The 16021-nt window shown below is 48.2% G+C and carries 13 protein-coding genes and 1 pseudogene; 5 read left to right on the top strand and 9 right to left on the bottom strand.

Translation table 11 applies throughout. The features are described from left to right. Positions 1–8: 8 nt before the first annotated feature. Positions 9–1535, bottom strand: coding sequence for a sensor histidine kinase (locus tag DFP94_RS17885; RefSeq protein WP_220270925.1), 1527 nt, complete (start codon positions 1533–1535; stop codon positions 9–11). Between the two features lie 217 nt (positions 1536–1752). On the opposite strand from DFP94_RS17885, the gene DFP94_RS26320 reads away from it, so the two are divergent. The 5 genes and pseudogenes from DFP94_RS26320 (at position 1753) to DFP94_RS17860 (ending at position 6263) form a co-directional block, all read left to right on the top strand. After that, complete coding sequence (locus DFP94_RS26320) at positions 1753–2289, top strand: ABC transporter substrate-binding protein (protein WP_114497830.1); 537 nt, start codon at positions 1753–1755, stop codon at positions 2287–2289. After that, positions 2220–3044, top strand: a pseudogene (locus DFP94_RS17875) (ABC transporter substrate-binding protein); the annotation flags it as partial. The gene DFP94_RS26320 and the pseudogene DFP94_RS17875, both read left to right, overlap by 70 nt. 89 nt (positions 3045–3133) lie before the next feature. After that, positions 3134–4024 carry a carbohydrate ABC transporter permease gene (locus tag DFP94_RS17870; RefSeq protein ID WP_114497828.1) on the top strand — a complete coding sequence of 297 codons (891 nt, stop codon included), beginning with the start codon at positions 3134–3136 and terminating at the stop codon, positions 4022–4024. 18 nt (positions 4025–4042) lie between these two features. Beyond that, positions 4043–4888, top strand: a complete 846-nt coding sequence (locus DFP94_RS17865) for a carbohydrate ABC transporter permease (protein ID WP_114497827.1) — start codon at positions 4043–4045, stop codon at positions 4886–4888. A 22-nt stretch (positions 4889–4910) separates the two neighbouring features. After that, the gene (locus DFP94_RS17860) at positions 4911–6263 is read left to right on the top strand and encodes a glycoside hydrolase family 5 protein (RefSeq protein WP_114497826.1); all 1353 of its coding nucleotides are present in this window, start codon (positions 4911–4913) and stop codon (positions 6261–6263) included. 97 nt (positions 6264–6360) lie between these two features. On the opposite strand, the gene DFP94_RS17855 is transcribed toward DFP94_RS17860, so the two are convergent. The 8 genes from DFP94_RS17855 to DFP94_RS17820 all read right to left on the bottom strand — a co-directional run bounded on the left by DFP94_RS17855 (position 6361) and on the right by DFP94_RS17820 (position 16011). After that, positions 6361–7119: an AAC(3) family N-acetyltransferase gene (locus DFP94_RS17855; RefSeq protein ID WP_114497825.1), complete on the bottom strand. Its 759-nt coding sequence runs from the start codon at positions 7117–7119 to the stop codon at positions 6361–6363. Between the two features lie 56 nt (positions 7120–7175). After that, positions 7176–7583 (bottom strand): tetratricopeptide repeat protein, encoded by a 408-nt coding sequence (locus DFP94_RS17850; RefSeq protein ID WP_114497824.1) that lies wholly within the window; start codon positions 7581–7583, stop codon positions 7176–7178. Positions 7584–8386: 803 nt separating this feature from the next. Beyond that, positions 8387–10771: a phosphoketolase family protein gene (locus tag DFP94_RS17845; RefSeq protein WP_114497823.1), complete on the bottom strand. Its 2385-nt coding sequence runs from the start codon at positions 10769–10771 to the stop codon at positions 8387–8389. 237 nt (positions 10772–11008) lie between these two features. Further along, positions 11009–11731, bottom strand: coding sequence for a GntR family transcriptional regulator (locus DFP94_RS17840; RefSeq protein ID WP_114497822.1), 723 nt, complete (start codon positions 11729–11731; stop codon positions 11009–11011). Between the two features lie 75 nt (positions 11732–11806). Then, a complete protein-coding gene (locus tag DFP94_RS17835) occupies positions 11807–13183 on the bottom strand; it encodes an MATE family efflux transporter (RefSeq protein WP_114497821.1) in 1377 nt (458 codons plus the stop codon). Positions 13184–13310: 127 nt separating this feature from the next. Next, a complete protein-coding gene (locus DFP94_RS17830) occupies positions 13311–13739 on the bottom strand; it encodes a MarR family winged helix-turn-helix transcriptional regulator (RefSeq protein ID WP_114497820.1) in 429 nt (142 codons plus the stop codon). 82 nt (positions 13740–13821) lie between these two features. Continuing rightward, positions 13822–14952, bottom strand: coding sequence for an SGNH/GDSL hydrolase family protein (locus tag DFP94_RS17825; protein WP_114497819.1), 1131 nt, complete (start codon positions 14950–14952; stop codon positions 13822–13824). Positions 14953–15018: 66 nt separating this feature from the next. Next, the gene (locus DFP94_RS17820) at positions 15019–16011 is read right to left on the bottom strand and encodes an SseB family protein (RefSeq protein ID WP_114497818.1); all 993 of its coding nucleotides are present in this window, start codon (positions 16009–16011) and stop codon (positions 15019–15021) included. Positions 16012–16021 lie beyond the last annotated feature (10 nt).

Here is a 16021-nt window from a genome sequence, read left to right as displayed (position 1 = left end):
CAACTCCTTTAATTCTTCGCCATGGAAAGCAACGGCATAATGATATGAAAAGAGCTGCTTTCGCCTAATTTGCTCTCCGCATTTATTTTACCACCATGCGCCGAAATCATGGTAAGACAGATGGACAAGCCCATTCCCCAGTTGGTTGCCGTAGGTTTTGAGGAATAAAACGGCTGGAAAATATGGCTTACATGTTCCTCCGCAATCCCTGCCCCGTTATCCGCAATCACCAGCTCCACCCATTTATTTTTCACGATAATCTCCATCGTTATTAATCTGGACTTCTCGGGCACGAATTCCAGCGCATCCATAGCGTTAGAGATCAGATTTTCTATCGCTTGGGAAAAGTAATAGGGATCGGCCATGATCACAAGTTGCCGGTTTGGCGGCGTATATTGGATTTGCGTGTGTTTCAGTTCCAATTCCATCTCTCTGAGCAGCTTCTCCAAAAGCTCATTCAAAACCACCGGCGCCAGCTCGATTTTCGATTTCAAGGTTTTTTGATGGACCGCATCCAAACGATCATACACCTTGCGGCACCGCTGCTCAATCACCCGAATCTCCTCAACCACCTCCGGGGATTGTTCGCACATGCCTTCTATAAACTCGCTCTGCGCCATAATGGCTAATAGCTCGTTTTTCATATAATGGCTGAACACCCGTGACGTCAAAAGAGCGGAATCGATATTTTTGGAAATGACGGATTCCTGATTTTTGATGCTGTTTTGGATTCGCGTGTACTTATAAATGCTGTATAGGCTCACCAACAAACAAAATCCCGCGATATAAGGAAGCAAGATGTAGATGGACGGGTTCCCCACCAAATTTATCGGCTTGAACCGGATGAAGTGGGCCGCTTTCGAGACTTTCACCAGAACGTCCGGCGCCCAGTAGTTAATATAGTAATACGTGACTTGTACGGAAATATAGGAAATCAGGATCATGATAATATTGCTTCGGATCTGACGAACCTTAGGGGCATCATACAGCGCATAAATCAGCAAAACGCAGCCCGCCGCAATATACAAGGAATTCAGGACAAAAGTAATCGAGTGCAACGTTTCATATGCAGAGATAAAAGACTGCGAACTAACGACATCCGGGTAAAGACGGAAATACAAATGAGCATAAAAGGACGGATCATAGACCATCACCTGAAGGAGGCACGGGACAGCCAGGGCAGCCAACAGGACAAGCTTACGTTTCATTTGCACATCAAAAGCAAAATATATCGCCGAACAAAGGCCCGTATACAAAAATACCATCGTAAACAGATTCATTAGGCGGATCAGGTTCATCCGGGAGATGGGCAAGAACATCAATTGATTTTGCAAGCCTTGCTTAATGCCGAAGTATTTCCCGAGATTATAGTAATAATAAGCATCCTTGGACATGTAGATAATGATACAGGACACCACGATCAAATAGGAAAAACCCATGAGCAGCATGAAAAGCGTGGCTTTGGTATATTTTTTTTGGACCAAGAAGAAGGTGGATATGGCTATGAACAGAATAAAAACCAGGAAAATAAACATGGAAGCCATCCCTTCTCCCTAAATAAATTAAATTTTATTTGAGTTTGTACGTATCTGTAAAGGTTGAAGTTTTATACAACCAAAGGCAGCCAAACTAGCTCCAAATGTCCAATTTCATAGGTTTTCGCGTCCCGCACGGGGATAAAAGTTCAACCTTACCGCCGGAGACGCAAACTCTTAAACTAAAAGCATACCACAAATACGGGAGGGGTTCTTGATGAATAGAAAGAAAGGCCTGGCCGGTTTATCCTTGATCATGGCGTTCGCGTTAGTCTTGGCCGGTTGCGGTTCGGGCAATAATGACAGCGCTAGCAATAACGGCGGCACCGAAAAAACCGTGCTGGAATATTACACCTGGACCGATGAAGAAGCCTATATGAAAAAGGTCGTTGAAGCATTTAATGCCCAAAACAGCAACATTGAAGTGAATATGACAACCATCAGCAACGATGCCGACGAATACAACACGAAAATCATGAACAATCTTTCCGGCGGCTCGAAAATGGATGTTTACAGCATGAACGGAACGAGCAGCCTCGGCTTATATTCCTCCAAAAATCAGCTAGTGGATCTGAGTGACCGGATTAAAGCGGAGAATATGGACGTCGGCGCCTACGGGCCCAGCTTCCAAGATATTACGGAGGTGCTGACGAGCGGAAAAATTACGCGCTTCCATACCGTACTTCCCAATATGCATTGTTCTACAACAAGGATCTTTTTAATCAGGCCGGCATTGAGGTTCCCTCGCAAATGACTTGGGAGCAATACGCCGAGTTGGCCAAAAGCCTGACAAAAGGCGAAGGGACCGAGAAGCAGTGGGGCGGATATTATGCCGACTGGCTGACCGCACCGCTGGGCGCGCTTCAAGAAGGCACCACCATTCTTGACGACAACCTGGATCCGGTAGGCAACTGGCTGGATTACCTGGACCGCCTGTACTATAAGGACGGTTCCCACATGAGCTATAAGCAAATGAAGGCGGAAAGCATCGACTGGATCAAGCAGTTTGAAAGCGGCAATGTAGCCATGCTGATTAACGGAGAATGGACTTTGAATATGCTTAAAGCGGATATTGAAGCGGGCAAAACCGATATCGATTTTGACATGGCACCTCTTCCGTTGCCGGAAGGAACGAAAGATCCGATCACGGTCGGCGGCGTGAGCACTTTTATCGGGATTAACCCGAAAAGCGAGCATACCGACGCAGCCTTCAAATTTGTTCAATTCGTAACGGGGGAACAAGGCGGGGCGCTAATCGCCGAATCCAGCGTGTTGCCGGCATACTCCAGCGACAAAACGAAGGAAGCGTTCTTGAACGCGACGGGCATTCAAGGCAGCGGCTACTTCTTTGAAACCAACACCGTGGTAGAAAATCAGCCGGTACCGCAAATCGACGAGGTGAATCGCGTATACAGCGAGCAACGGGATCTCTTCTTGTTCCAAGAGCAGGACTCCGCGGCAGCGATTCAAAACTTCATGAAAAATCGTCAATCCGTTCTTAACCGCTAATCCATAGCCAGGCATTCGGCTTCCGCATCATTCGTGACGGAAGCCGAACTTCATTTATGCGCCATATCATCATAAAGGAGGTTGCCTTGATGACAAGTCACCGTCTGCGCAACTACAAGTCCTACCTTCCGGGGACGTTATTCATTCTTCCGGCCTTCGTCTTGTTTGCAATTTTTATATTTGTACCGCTAATCTACGGGTTCGTCATGAGCTTTACCGATTATGGCGGGTTTAACGTGGCGCCCAATTTCATCGGCCTCGACAACTATACCAAGCTGCTGCAGGACGATTATTTTCTAATTTCATTAAAAAACAACTTTATTTATACGTTGCTGTTCGTTCCGTTAACCATGCTATTGGCGTTGCTTGCGGCCATCGCCTTAAACCATGTATTGCACCTGCGCAAATATTTGCGCATGGCCTTTTATTTTCCGTACATTACGTCCATGGTGTCGATCGCCATTGCTTGGGGACTTTTGTTCAACCCCGTTTCCGGACCGATCAATTATATTCTCAAGGCTGTCGGGATCGCGAATCCCCCGGAATGGCTCATGTCCTCGAAGTGGGCTCTAGTGGCTATTATTCTTGTAGCTGTATGGAAGAGCTTCGGTTACTACATGATCATTTTACTGGCTGGTATTCAAGGCATTCCTGAGCATTTGTATGAAGCCGCCGAGCTGGATGGCGCCAACAAATTTCAGCAGTTCCTCTACGTTACTTTGCCTAGCCTGTCACCGACCCTATTTATGGTGCTGGTCCTTACTATAATTAACTCTTTCCAAGTCTTCGATTTAGTCTCCGTCATGACGGACGGCGGGCCGGGCCGCTCGACCAACGTGCTGGTCTTTAGAATTTACCAGGAGGCCTTCGTGAATTATCGAATGGGATACGCTGCAGCCATGTCTACCGTCCTGTTCCTGATCATTATGGTCATCTCCCTGATTCAATTCAGGCTCGAGAAAAAATGGGTCACTTACTAGGAAAGGAGAGAGCTACCTATGCTGACCGCCATCAATACAACGAAAAGATCCAAGCTGCCCTATATTCTGTTGCTGCTGGTTTTGGTTATCTTTTCACTTGCCACTCTTTTTCCGTTCCTATGGATGATTTCGGCTTCCTTGCGGACGGATGTCGATCTGTTTAAGAATCCCATGAACTGGATTCCGCAATCCTTATACTTGGACAATTACAAGGAAGTCTGGAAAGCCATTCCTTTCGCTCAATATTTCTTGAATACCGTCAAGCTGTCCGTGATCATTACCGTGCTGCAAGTCGTGATTTGCTCCATGGCCGCCTACGCTTTTGCCAAGCTGAAAATCCCGTTCAAGAACGTGATCTTCATATTATTCATGACCAACTTGATGATGCCGTGGCATTCCATCATGGTGCCCCAATTTTCGGTCGTAAGCAGCCTGGGATTATATAACAGCCATACCGGCTATGTTTTGATCCAATTATTCAGCGGTTTCGGCATTTTCCTGATGCGGCAATTTTTCATGAGCCTGCCTAATGAGCTTAATGAAGCGGCTCGGGTGGACGGTTACAATGAATGGAAAATCTTCTGGAGAATCATGATGCCGTTATCCGCAGCCAGCTTATCTACCTTAACGATCTTTACGTTCACCTTTATGTGGAATGACTATTTGGCTCCGCTCATTTATCTGAATGACGACTCGTTAAAAACGTTGCAGCTTGGCCTGAAAGGATTCCAGACCGAGCATACGATGGACTACGGCTTGCTGATGGCCGGAACCGTGCTTGCAACTATTCCGATGGTGGCGGTGTTCCTGGCGGGCGAACGGTTCTTTATTCAAAGCGTAGCAACGACAGGCATGAAAAACTAATAATAAACCGAGGTGCTAAAATATGACCACAACTACTCCTACGAATCATTTTGTACAGGTTACTGGCAAAGATTTTACGGTAAACGGTGAGAAAATCTTGTTCCGCGGTTTCAATTTAGGCACCTGGATGAATCTGGAGCATTTCCTGATCGGCCTTCCGGGCACGGACACCATGATCAAGAAGGCGTTTGACGAGGTGTACGGCAAGAAACGCAGCGCAGACTTCTTCGACCGCTTCCTGATGGAATATATGGATGAGAAGGACTTTGAATTTTTGAAAAAGATCGGCGTCAACCATCTGCGTCTTCCTTTCAACTACAAATACTTCATCGACGATCAAAACCCGGGCGTCTACAAGAATGACGGTTTTAAATACCTGGATCATATTATTAACTTGTGCGAAAAGTACGGGATCTACGCGATTTTGGAGCTTCACTCCGTTCCCGGCGGACAAAACCCGGACTGGCACTGCGATACTTACTCCGGTCTGCCGTTGTTCTGGGAGTATGGCGCCTTGCGCGATACGGTCATCGGCCTCTGGGGCCACATTGCGCAATATTACAAGGATCAGCCATGGATCGCCGCTTACGACATCGTAAACGAACCCTCTTTGGTGACCAACGCGGATGCGTTCAATGATTTCTACCGCAAAGCGGTTGCGGAAATCCGCAAAAACGACCCGAAGCATATTATCTTCATTGAGGGCAATGCCTTTACGACGGACTTTTCCATGCTTGATCCGATGGATGACCCGCAAATCGCCTATGAGTTCCACTTCTATCCGTTCGTTAAAGAACCGGCAGTGCTTACGCAGGAGATGAGCCGGGAGCGCCGCAAGGAAATTTTCGCGGAGGAATTCCATCGTCTCCTGGAAATCCGCGAGAAATATAAGCGCCCACTCTGGTGCGGCGAGCTTGGATTGGTGTATGAGAAGGAAGACATCGATTTCCAGATGACCATCATTGAGGATATGCTCGATTTGTGCGAGCGACATGATGTGTCTTGGGCACTGTGGCTCTACAAAGACGCTAATGTGATGGGAATTGTATATCCGAAGGAAGAAACGCCTTGGCGCCAATTGACGGAAGAAATCAAGCTGGTCTGGAACCAGCATAAGGAGCAGGAAAAAGGTGAAGCCTTGGTGGATTACATGGCGGAAACCTATTTCAAGCCGATTTCCAAGGAGGAGCGCTATCCGCTGCAATTCCGCATGAGAACGATCATGCAGGTCATTTGCGTGGAGCAGAACCTGAAGCCGTATCTGCAAAAACGTTCGTGGGAGGAAATGTCCAAGCTGCCGGAGTCCTTCCGCTGGGAAAACTGCGAGCATTGGAGCGAGCTTGAGGTGCTGATTGAGAAGTATACGAAAGCGTAAGAAGTCTTGAGTTAAATTTAAAAGGGGGCGGTCCCAAGGGTCATGCATAGATGACCGGGAACGCCCCTTTTTCATTGATGATGGTGCTTTATCCCAGCTACGAAAGCGGCTCGTTATCCGAGAATAAATCGGGATTGGTTCGCAGCATGCCGGTCAGAATCTCCGTAGTCTTGACCGCGTCGCATACCAGCACTTCGGCATCTCCCAAACGGGTTCGGCTCAGCGCACCTTTCTCTTCAAGTACATCCTCGACTTTCCAGAAATGCTCCGACCAAGGCAGGCCACAGTGGCGCCGCGAAGGCACGGAAATTTCGGTGCCGTCTCCCAGCACGGTAAATAGTTGCTCATGTTCGTCTGTCATTCTTCCCGGGATGTCCACCCATTCCTCAATACCGTGGATGAACGTATTTCTGCGCAGATCGACGCCTACGAGTATAATCGTCGCCTGCCTGTCGAGCAGCCTGCCCCAAGCGGACTGCCGGTGACACGGCGTATCCCAACGTTCATCCCCCGCCGTAAATTCAGCCGCATCCTTGCCGAGCGCAGCTACCGAATGGGTCGGATGAAGCGAGCGAATCACGCCCGGACGCTTGCGGAACAGCTCCGGAAGAATGCCGACGCAGACTTCGGACGTCTCGACGTAAAATTTGGGATGATCACCATTAATAGAAGACCAGGTATGGGTGGGCAAAACCAGCAGTCCGTCTTTCATATATTCCGAAAGCGCATCCAGGACCGTGTCCGCTCCCCCCTCCACCTCGCCGATCTTCTTCATTGACGAATGCATGAGCAAGATTCCTTGAGAATCGATCCCGGCGTCTTCCAGTTGCTTCATCAAGGTAAACTTCGTGTGCATGACAAACCTCCGGCTGTATGTATTTTCAATCCTCTTGTTGGACGGTGCAGCTCGCCTTATTGGCCTTCCTCGTCTTCATCTTCGTCCTCGTCGTCGGCTTTTTGGGCTTGAGCCAACTCTTTCCGGCTCCATTCCAGAAACTCGACCGTATCTTCGTCTTCCGGATCCATTTGGTGCGCGATTTCGAATTCTTTTACCGCTTCCTCATTCTGATCCAGATAATAATGGGCATAACCTACGCGAAAATGCCAAAGCGGATTATTCCGACCCTCTTCGTCTATCTTCATGAACCATTTGAGCGCATCTTTATGACGTCCCAGGTTATTCAGGGCTCTCCCCAAATGAACGGCCAATTCATCGTCGATCAACGGGGTGGGAACTTCATTGATCCGATCCACGATTTGTTGGTATTCGTCGGCTTCATGCCAATCATTCAGTTGCTTAATCAGTTCTTCTCTTGTCATTGCTTACGCCTCCCGGATACAACATCCTAACTATTCTACTAATTAATACTTTACCATTTCTATGACAGGTTTCCTAATAGCACTCTTTCGAGGGACTCGGACAGTTTGAAAAAGGATCTTCGGTCGGCGTAATGGACGGCAAGCCGTTCCATTGAGCGAGGGGAGTGCTTGTCATTTTGCCACTTAGCATCTTTTATTTGCTCTGGGTGAAATAGCGGCTTTTGGGGTCGCTATTTCAAGTTTTTGGGGCACCTAGCAAGAAATAGCGGACTTCTATGTCCTTATTTCGAATGGCGATGACGCTTTGAGCCCTTTTAGCCGGTTTAGATTAAAATAGCGGTCCAAAAGGACACTATCCTCTATAGCCTCGCTCATTTTTGGGAAATAAGGGCCAAATAGGGCACTATTTAAAGTTCACATTGATTAATAAAAAATCCCACTCCTCAAAGATGAATGGGATCCCGCATTTGCGTAAGGAGCGACGGTCGCCCAGATCGGCGTAATGGACGGCAGGCCGCTCCATTGAACGAGGGGGGCGCTTGCCATTTTGCACTTAGCATCTTTTATTTGCTCCGCTGAAATAGCGGCTTTTGGGGTCGCTATTTCAAGTTTTTGGGGCACCTAGCAAGAAATAGCGGTCCAAAAGGACACTATCCTCTATAGCCTCGCTCATTTTTGGGAAATAAAGGCCAAATAGGGCACTATTTGAGGATCACATTGATTAATAATAAATCCCACTCATCAAAGATGAATGGGATTTTGCATTAGTTAATTAGTGATTGCGTGCTGAGCGACGGCGCGCCTTATTTCAGCGCTTTCCAAACCCAGTTTTCCACTTCCGGCAAATCGAAGCCTGCTTCACGAATGTATTCATGATGCTTCTTCACCATTTGATCCATTTCTTCCGCGATGGCTGCGTACTTGTCTGCTTCGGGCAGGCTCAGTACCGCTTCCTTCACCAAGTCGAAACGGTCCATTTGGTTCAATACCCGCATATCGAACGGGGTCGTGATGTCGCCGTTCTCGCGGTAGCCGTGGACATGCAGGTTATGATTATGACGCTCAAAGAACAAGTCCTTGATCAGGCCTTCATAACCGTGGAAGGCGAAAACAACCGGTTTGTCTTTGGTGAAGAAGCCGTCGAATTCCTCGTCGGATAAACCGCGCGGATCCAGCTTTTGGCTTCTTAGCTTCAACAAGTCGACCACGTTGATGTAACGGATTTTCAGCTGCGGCAATTTTTCGTGCAGAATGGAGATCGCCGCCAAGCTTTCCATCGTCGGTTCCGTCCCGGCGGAAGCAAAGACGATATCGGGCTCTCCGCCATGGTCCGTGCTCGCCCAATCGATGATCTTCAAGCCCTTGTCGACCAGTTCCTTGGCTTCGTCCGCCGTAAACCATTGCGGACGTGGATGTTTCGACGAAACGATCAGGTTGATCTTTTGGCGATCGTTCAAGATCGTGTCGAACACGGCCAACAAAGAGTTGGCATCCGCCGGTAAATACTCGCGGATAAATTCCGGCTTCTTGTCTGCCAAGTGGCCAAGCAAACCCGGATCCTGGTGGGTATATCCATTGTGATCCTGTTGGAATACCGTGGAAGTCGCCACCACGTTCAAAGACGGAATATCAGCGCGCCAGCCTTGGTCCGTTGCTTTACGTAGCCATTTGAAGTGCTGCGTGATCATCGAGTCGACCACCCGCAAGAAGGCTTCATAGCTTGCGAAGAATCCATGACGCCCGGTTAATACGTATCCTTCGAGCAAGCCTTCAGCTTGATGCTCGGACAACTGCGAATCGATGACGCGTCCATAAGAAGACAGGAACTCGTCGTTAGGCTCGATAATTTGGTCCATCCATTGGCGTTTCGTCACTTCAAACACGGGCGCCAAGCGATTGGACATCGTTTCATCCGGTCCGAAGATTCTGAAATTCTTCTTGTCTTCATTCAGGGTTACTACATCTCTTACGTATTTTCCGAGAACGGACATATCTTGAGCAATCACTTTACCCGGAACGGAATTATCCAGAGCATAATCGCGGAAATTCGGCAAAGACAAGTTTTTGATCAGGTTGCCGGCGTTGGTCACCGGGTTCATCCCCATGCGTCTGTCGCCTTTAGGCAAGATTTCGGCGATTTCCGGTTTCAGGCGGCCGTTGTCGTCGAAGCATTCTTCCGGTCTATAGCTTTTCAGCCATTCGATTAACGCAGGGGCGTGCTGCATATTTTTTTGGTCCACCGGAATCGGAACCTGGTGGGCACGGAACGAGTTCTCGTTCGGCACGCCATCCCATTCCTTCGGACCGGTCCAGCCTTTCGGGGAACGGAAGACGAGCATCGGCCATACCGGACGGGTAAGGTCGTTATTTTCGCGGGCATTCTTTTGAATGGCCGTGATTTTTTCGATAATGGTATCTAGCACTTTTGCCATTTCCGGATGCATTTGCTCAGGGTCCGAACCTTCCACAAAGAACGGCTCCCAGCCCATGCCTTTGAAATAAGCGGTGATTTCCTCATTGCTTTGACGGGATAGAATCGTCGGGTTGCTGATCTTGAATCCGTTGAGATGGAGTATCGGCAAAACGGCGCCGTCCGTGACCGGGTTAATGAACCGGTTGGAGAACCACGATGCGGCCAGCGGTCCGGTTTCGGCTTCGCCATCCCCAACGACGACCGCGGAGATCAAATCCGGGTAATCCAAAATCGCCCCAACGCCATGGGACAGGGAATAGCCTAACTCGCCGCCTTCATGAATGGAACCCGGGGTTTCGGGAGCCGCATGGGATGCGACGCCGCCCGGAAAGGAAAATTGCTTGAACAGCTTCTTCATGCCCGGGATATCCTGCGTAATTTGCGGATAGATTTCCGTATAGCTTCCGTCCAGGTAAGAGTTTGAAACCATAACCTGGCCGCCGTGTCCAGGGCCTTCAATGTAGAACATGTTTAAATCATATTTGTTGATTACCCGATTCAGATGCGCATAAATAAAGTTTTGTCCCGGAATCGTACCCCAGTGTCCGATCGGTTTTACCTTGACGTCCGAGTCCTTTAAGGGTTCTTGCAACAAAGGATTGTCTTTCAAATAAAGCTGGCCTACAGAAATGTAATTGGTTGCGCGCCAATAAGCATCAAGCTTGGCTAAATAAGTTTTAGAAGAATAATCGACTTGCGTAGCTGACAGTACCATGTTCTCCACTCCCATACCTTTATCTGTGTACGTCCAATTGTGAAACAATTCACTATATATCTGTATCTATCATAACGACTTTTTCAGGAAAATGATACGGTCCAATTTTGTGAAATATTGAACATAGTATGAATATTGGAGGTTATCAATTTGATTTTTCGCCTTATAAAGGAAGAAATTAAAATATATTGCAAATTTGAAGGCAAAAAAAGAAGACCGAAGCTTTCTTCAGTCTTCTCATTGCACCGATACAAAGGTATTGAATTTCATGTATTTGTAGTGAAACCGCATATGGGAAAACTCAAAGGGAGTTCCGTTATCCAGAAAGAAGATGCCTTCCATGATGCCTACCGGCTCATTTTCCTTGAGCAGCAACAGTTCCCGATCATTCGGGTTGGACGGCTCGGCAAAAATGGACAAAAACGACTTGGTCACGGCCAGGTTGTGCGCATCCTCCAGGTAATTGAAAATGGACCCCTCGATGATGGTCTGGTTGAGATTTTGGACGATTTTAATCGGGATATACCCGGTTTCGATCATAAAGGGCTCATCTTCAAACAACCGCAGGCGGACGATTTTGTACACGAAATCATGCGGCTCCAGGAACAAATCGCGCTGCAACTCTTCCGTCGGAGGAATGACCTCGAAATTCAGCACCTTCGTTTTCGGCTTGATGCCGTGCATGTGAAAATTATCGGTAACGCCCAGATTGGAGCCTTCATAGTTAAAGATCGATTCATTCTTTATATATAAAGGATTGATAAAGGTTCCCGACCCCTGCTTCTTAAAAATAATTCCTTCATGCTCCATCTTTGTCAAAGCACGTTTTATGGAGCTGCGGCTAACTTGATAGGTCTCGCTAAGGCTCCGCTCATCCGGCAATCTCATGTTGTCAAACTGACCGGCAAAAATTTTAGCCTTGAGGTCATCGATAATTTGCTTATAGACGAATTCCGCCATATCGTACTCCTTATAAGATCTCTATCTCGTTATCTACTCCCATTCTACCATTTTTCAAATTTCTTCGGAATCATTTTACTCCCTTGCTTGCATCTCATTTTTCAATCCATCTTCCACATTAATTTTCTTGGTGAAGGAAACAAACAAGATCATCCCCAGGAGGCAGGTTATCACTTCCGTAATCGTCATGGACCAGACGACGCCGTGCAGGCCAAAAACATGGTGCAAAACAATGACGACCGGGATAAACAGGACCCCCTGCGCCACCGCCATGACCGTACTGGACACGCCTTGGCCGGAGGCTTGGAAAATCCCCGTGAACAGCCCGGTGAAGCCGTTAAATAGAGCCGATATTAACATCGCGGCCAGAATGTATCCGCCTATCGAAAGAACGGAAGGATCATTGGAGAAAAAGTGGAGCACCTGCCCCTTGAACAGAAATACGATACCGGCGAAAACTCCTGATATGGCGGCGATATAGAGGGCTGCATGCTTGATTCCGGACTTCAATCGGGGGATATTTTTATTCGAGAAGTTATAGGCGATGAGCGGAATGATGCCAAAGAACAGTCCCATGGACAAAAATTCGGGAACCTGCACGATTCTCAGCGCAATGCCAAAACTGGCCACTACCGTATCCCCGTATTGCATGGAATAATTGTTGAGCAACAATGTGGTCACCAGCAGGAATGAGGCTTGGATCAGCTCGGAAACGCCGATTTTATATACTTCTCCTTGATCTTTGCCCTTCAGTTTAAAATGGCGCAGAAATCCTTTCAGATTCCCGCTTTTGGTTTCCAAATACCAGACATAATAAACCGCAGACCCGATATTGGCCAAAATGATCGACAAAGCGGCGCCGACGACATGCCAGTTCAAAATCAGGATAAACAGAACGTCGAGCAAAATACTCAAAACAATGCTGACAAACATGCCGTACATGGATTCTTTCGAGGCGCCTCCGGCCCGGACCAGTTGTTCCAGCGCAAAATTGCCTAATATAGCGAACCCGCCCAAGAACATGACGAAGGTATACTGTCTCGTATATTCGAAGGTTAAGGCATCCGCACCCAGCAAATGAACAAGAGGCGTCATGACCAACCAGGCGATTCCCGCCATAACCATACCTGCAATGATGCTTCCATAAAAAGAGTATCCTGCGACTTTCCGGGCCTTCTCCCCGTCCCCTGCCGCAACCAGTCTTGTAATAAATGTCCCTCCGCCAACGCCAAACATATTCCCGAACGCCATCAGAATCGTAAAAATAGGCAAGCAGAGCGTAATGGCGCTGAGCATCGCCGTATCGTGCACGAGGCCGATAAAATAAGCATTGACCAGATTATAGATCGTTCCGGCCGACATGCCGACCATCATCGGAATGGATAAATGGGCGATTGCCTTTTTTATAGGCGCTTTTTCTAAATAATAAACATTGGATACTACTTCTTTCATAGGTGTTTCCTCCTCAAAATGCATTGATGATTAACTATTAGAATTCTAACTATTTGAGTAAAAATAGACTCCTTAAAATTAGAATTCTAATGATTTGCTCGACAGCAGCCCAGGCTACTGTGCTAAATCACAAACTCCGATTGACCTTGATCAAGAGTTCCTTCAGGGTTTGCTGTTCCTCTTCCGTCAGCGACTCGGTGATATCCTTCTCCACCGATCCAAAGGCATGCTCGAAGGCATCGATTAACTCCGCCCCTTTGGGGAGCACGTAGATATTCTTTTGCCGCTCATTGTCCGCCGGAATCTTCCGCTCGATATACCCTTTCTTCTCCAAGCCTTGAAGCATACTGGTAATGCTGGCTCCGCGACGGTTGAAGGCTTCGGCCAAATCGTTCTGAATCAGTCCTTTGTCCTGATGTTCATGGATATAACTGATCATCCGGCCTTGCTGCGCATTCAACCCGAGCTCATTGATTTTCTCATCCGCTTTTCGCTTCAATTTGAGCCCGATCGTCTGAAACAGATCCGAATAGGGAGTGTCTTTTCGCCCTCTCAAGACGGTTCCTCCTCTCTTACAAACTTAACTGTTAGTATTCTAATTATTTATATTGTAACATTATATTCATCTCGCCGCTTTGTCAACCCTGCCGTAAAATCTCCCGGATGTATCCGGTCAGTTCCTTGGATGCTTTTTCATGAGCAGCTGCACCCGGGTGGCTTCTGGAACCGATGGCTTCCTCCGTCATGTCGGGGAGCTGAAACACCGATACCCGCTTATCCCCCGTTTCGTTTACATAAGCATCTACGGCCCGGTAGATCGCCGGCATCAGCGGAATCCCCAACATGCCGTAGGCCCAGACCAAGTGTGCCTTTTTATTATTTTTTCTAAGTTTTGCAAGAAAGCTGCGGACGGCTTCCTCAAAAGATTTCAGGTCTTCCGCATGATAGGTGCCGTCTTCGTTCAATCGCTGCTTTCGGGTCTCTCCCGTTGCCTGATCACTCCATTCCGGGGAATGGAAAGCCGATCCGTCATTCGTTCCGAGATTAATGATCACGACGTCAGGCTGCCAGGCATCGAAATCATTGGCTCGGAAGGCACCTAGAGCTTCGTTTTTCGGTCCGGAAAGCAGGCCGCAGACCTGCCCATAATGATCGGGAAGATTACAATGCGGATTGTTATCCCAGGCAGTAAGCACGCCCCACCCGCTTTGGGAAATCACTCGATAATCCGCATTCAAAGACTCGGCTGTCATGGCCGCATAGTTGCTCAGAGCACTGAACCACATCGGGATCCAGTCTTCCTCTGTTTTAGCCCCTACAGTCCCTTCCCCGGAAGTAATGCTGTCACCTATAAACTCCAGCTTATAAGGTTTGTCTTCTACGGGGAGAAATTGTCCGTCAAACCTCACCGCGTGGATTTGCAAGGAGCAGCCGGGATCCCCGCTCATGGCCTGTACTTCTTTTACGATTCGGACGTTTTTCACGGCATCGGCATTCATGCCCCGGAATATGCAAACCCAGTACCTTCCCGCAACGAGCATTTGCCTGCTTACGACTGCGCCGTTGATCACGATGCCGATCCAGGGCTCATACACCTCATAGTCCACCTCGAGTTCGAGCCAAAGCTCCGCCCCCTTGGCGTTAAACTCCACGGCGCTTCCTGTCCAAAACAAGGTTAGGGGAGAAAGATTACCTGTGGTTCTACCGTGAACTTGTATATGTTCGATATCGGATAGTGCCTGCTGCTTAAGGTTTTTATTCTTTTGCATGATCATGGCCTCCTCTGCCGCTATTCGCGCTAATTGTTATCTATATTTTAATGCAATAGCGTCAGATCAGGCCAAACCGTCTTCGCTTCGTTCCCGCCGGTACTCTTCGATCCGCTGCTTGTTCTTGGCATCGAGCTGGAGCGGGATGCCCCGATAGTTGATCACGATACCTTCCATCGTTTCGGACAAAGCCAACATGTCATCGTAAGTCACGACATTGCTGCTCCATACCTGCTTATCGTAAGCCTTCTCGAATTCGAGCCAGTCCGTGAATACCGGTAACCAGGTCGAATCCCCTTCGCCGCCCAAGACGGCGAACTGAATGACGGTGCCTTCCTTCAAGGTCTTCATGCCTTGCTCGTCAGGCGCCGACGGTGCCTGCTCCTTTAATTGCATGGGCAGCAGATATTTCCCCCGAATGACTTCGTCGAGCATACGGTTTTCCATTCCCTCAAGCTGCTGCCTGTCCGCCGCCCGGCTTTGCCCGCCACTCATCGCCTGAAAAAACGTAATCATCGCGTGCTGCAGCTCCGGATTGCTCACGGGGATGCTAATCTCAGGCGTGCCGTTCCAGTCCGGCGGCGGCAAAAGCTCGTCCCTGTCCACCTCCGCATGATACTGCCCGTTATCGAGGAGGATTTTACGCAGCCCCAAAATATGCAGCTCGCCTAACGTCTTATTGATCTCATCCCTGTCGATCTTCCTCATTTCAAGCATCAGAAGCTGCTGCATGAAATAATCCGCCGCGCTTGCCGCATACTCTCCCTTCGAAAACATCCATATCCGGTCATCGGCATCGACGTAGGGATAGCCCGTTCTCTTTTCATAGGCGATGAATAACGATTCGGAATCTTTGATTTTGTCCTTCAACACGCCGAAGAACATTTGAATCCGCTCATCCAGATGCTCCCGGGGAAAAGATTCTTTCTCTTTAAAAAACTTGGCCGAATGAATCAAAAAAATCAGTTCTTGAACCTCTAACTCGCCGCATTCTTCCAAGGATATATGCTGGCTTAACAGAAACTTTCGCCCGACTTCGTCTTTTCTCGCTTCATCCATCGACACCGCT

The sequence above is a fragment of the Fontibacillus phaseoli genome, assembly GCF_003337355.1.
GTDB lineage: Bacteria > Bacillota > Bacilli > Paenibacillales > Paenibacillaceae > Fontibacillus > Fontibacillus phaseoli.
This window is presented reverse-complemented; position numbering and strand designations above follow the sequence as displayed.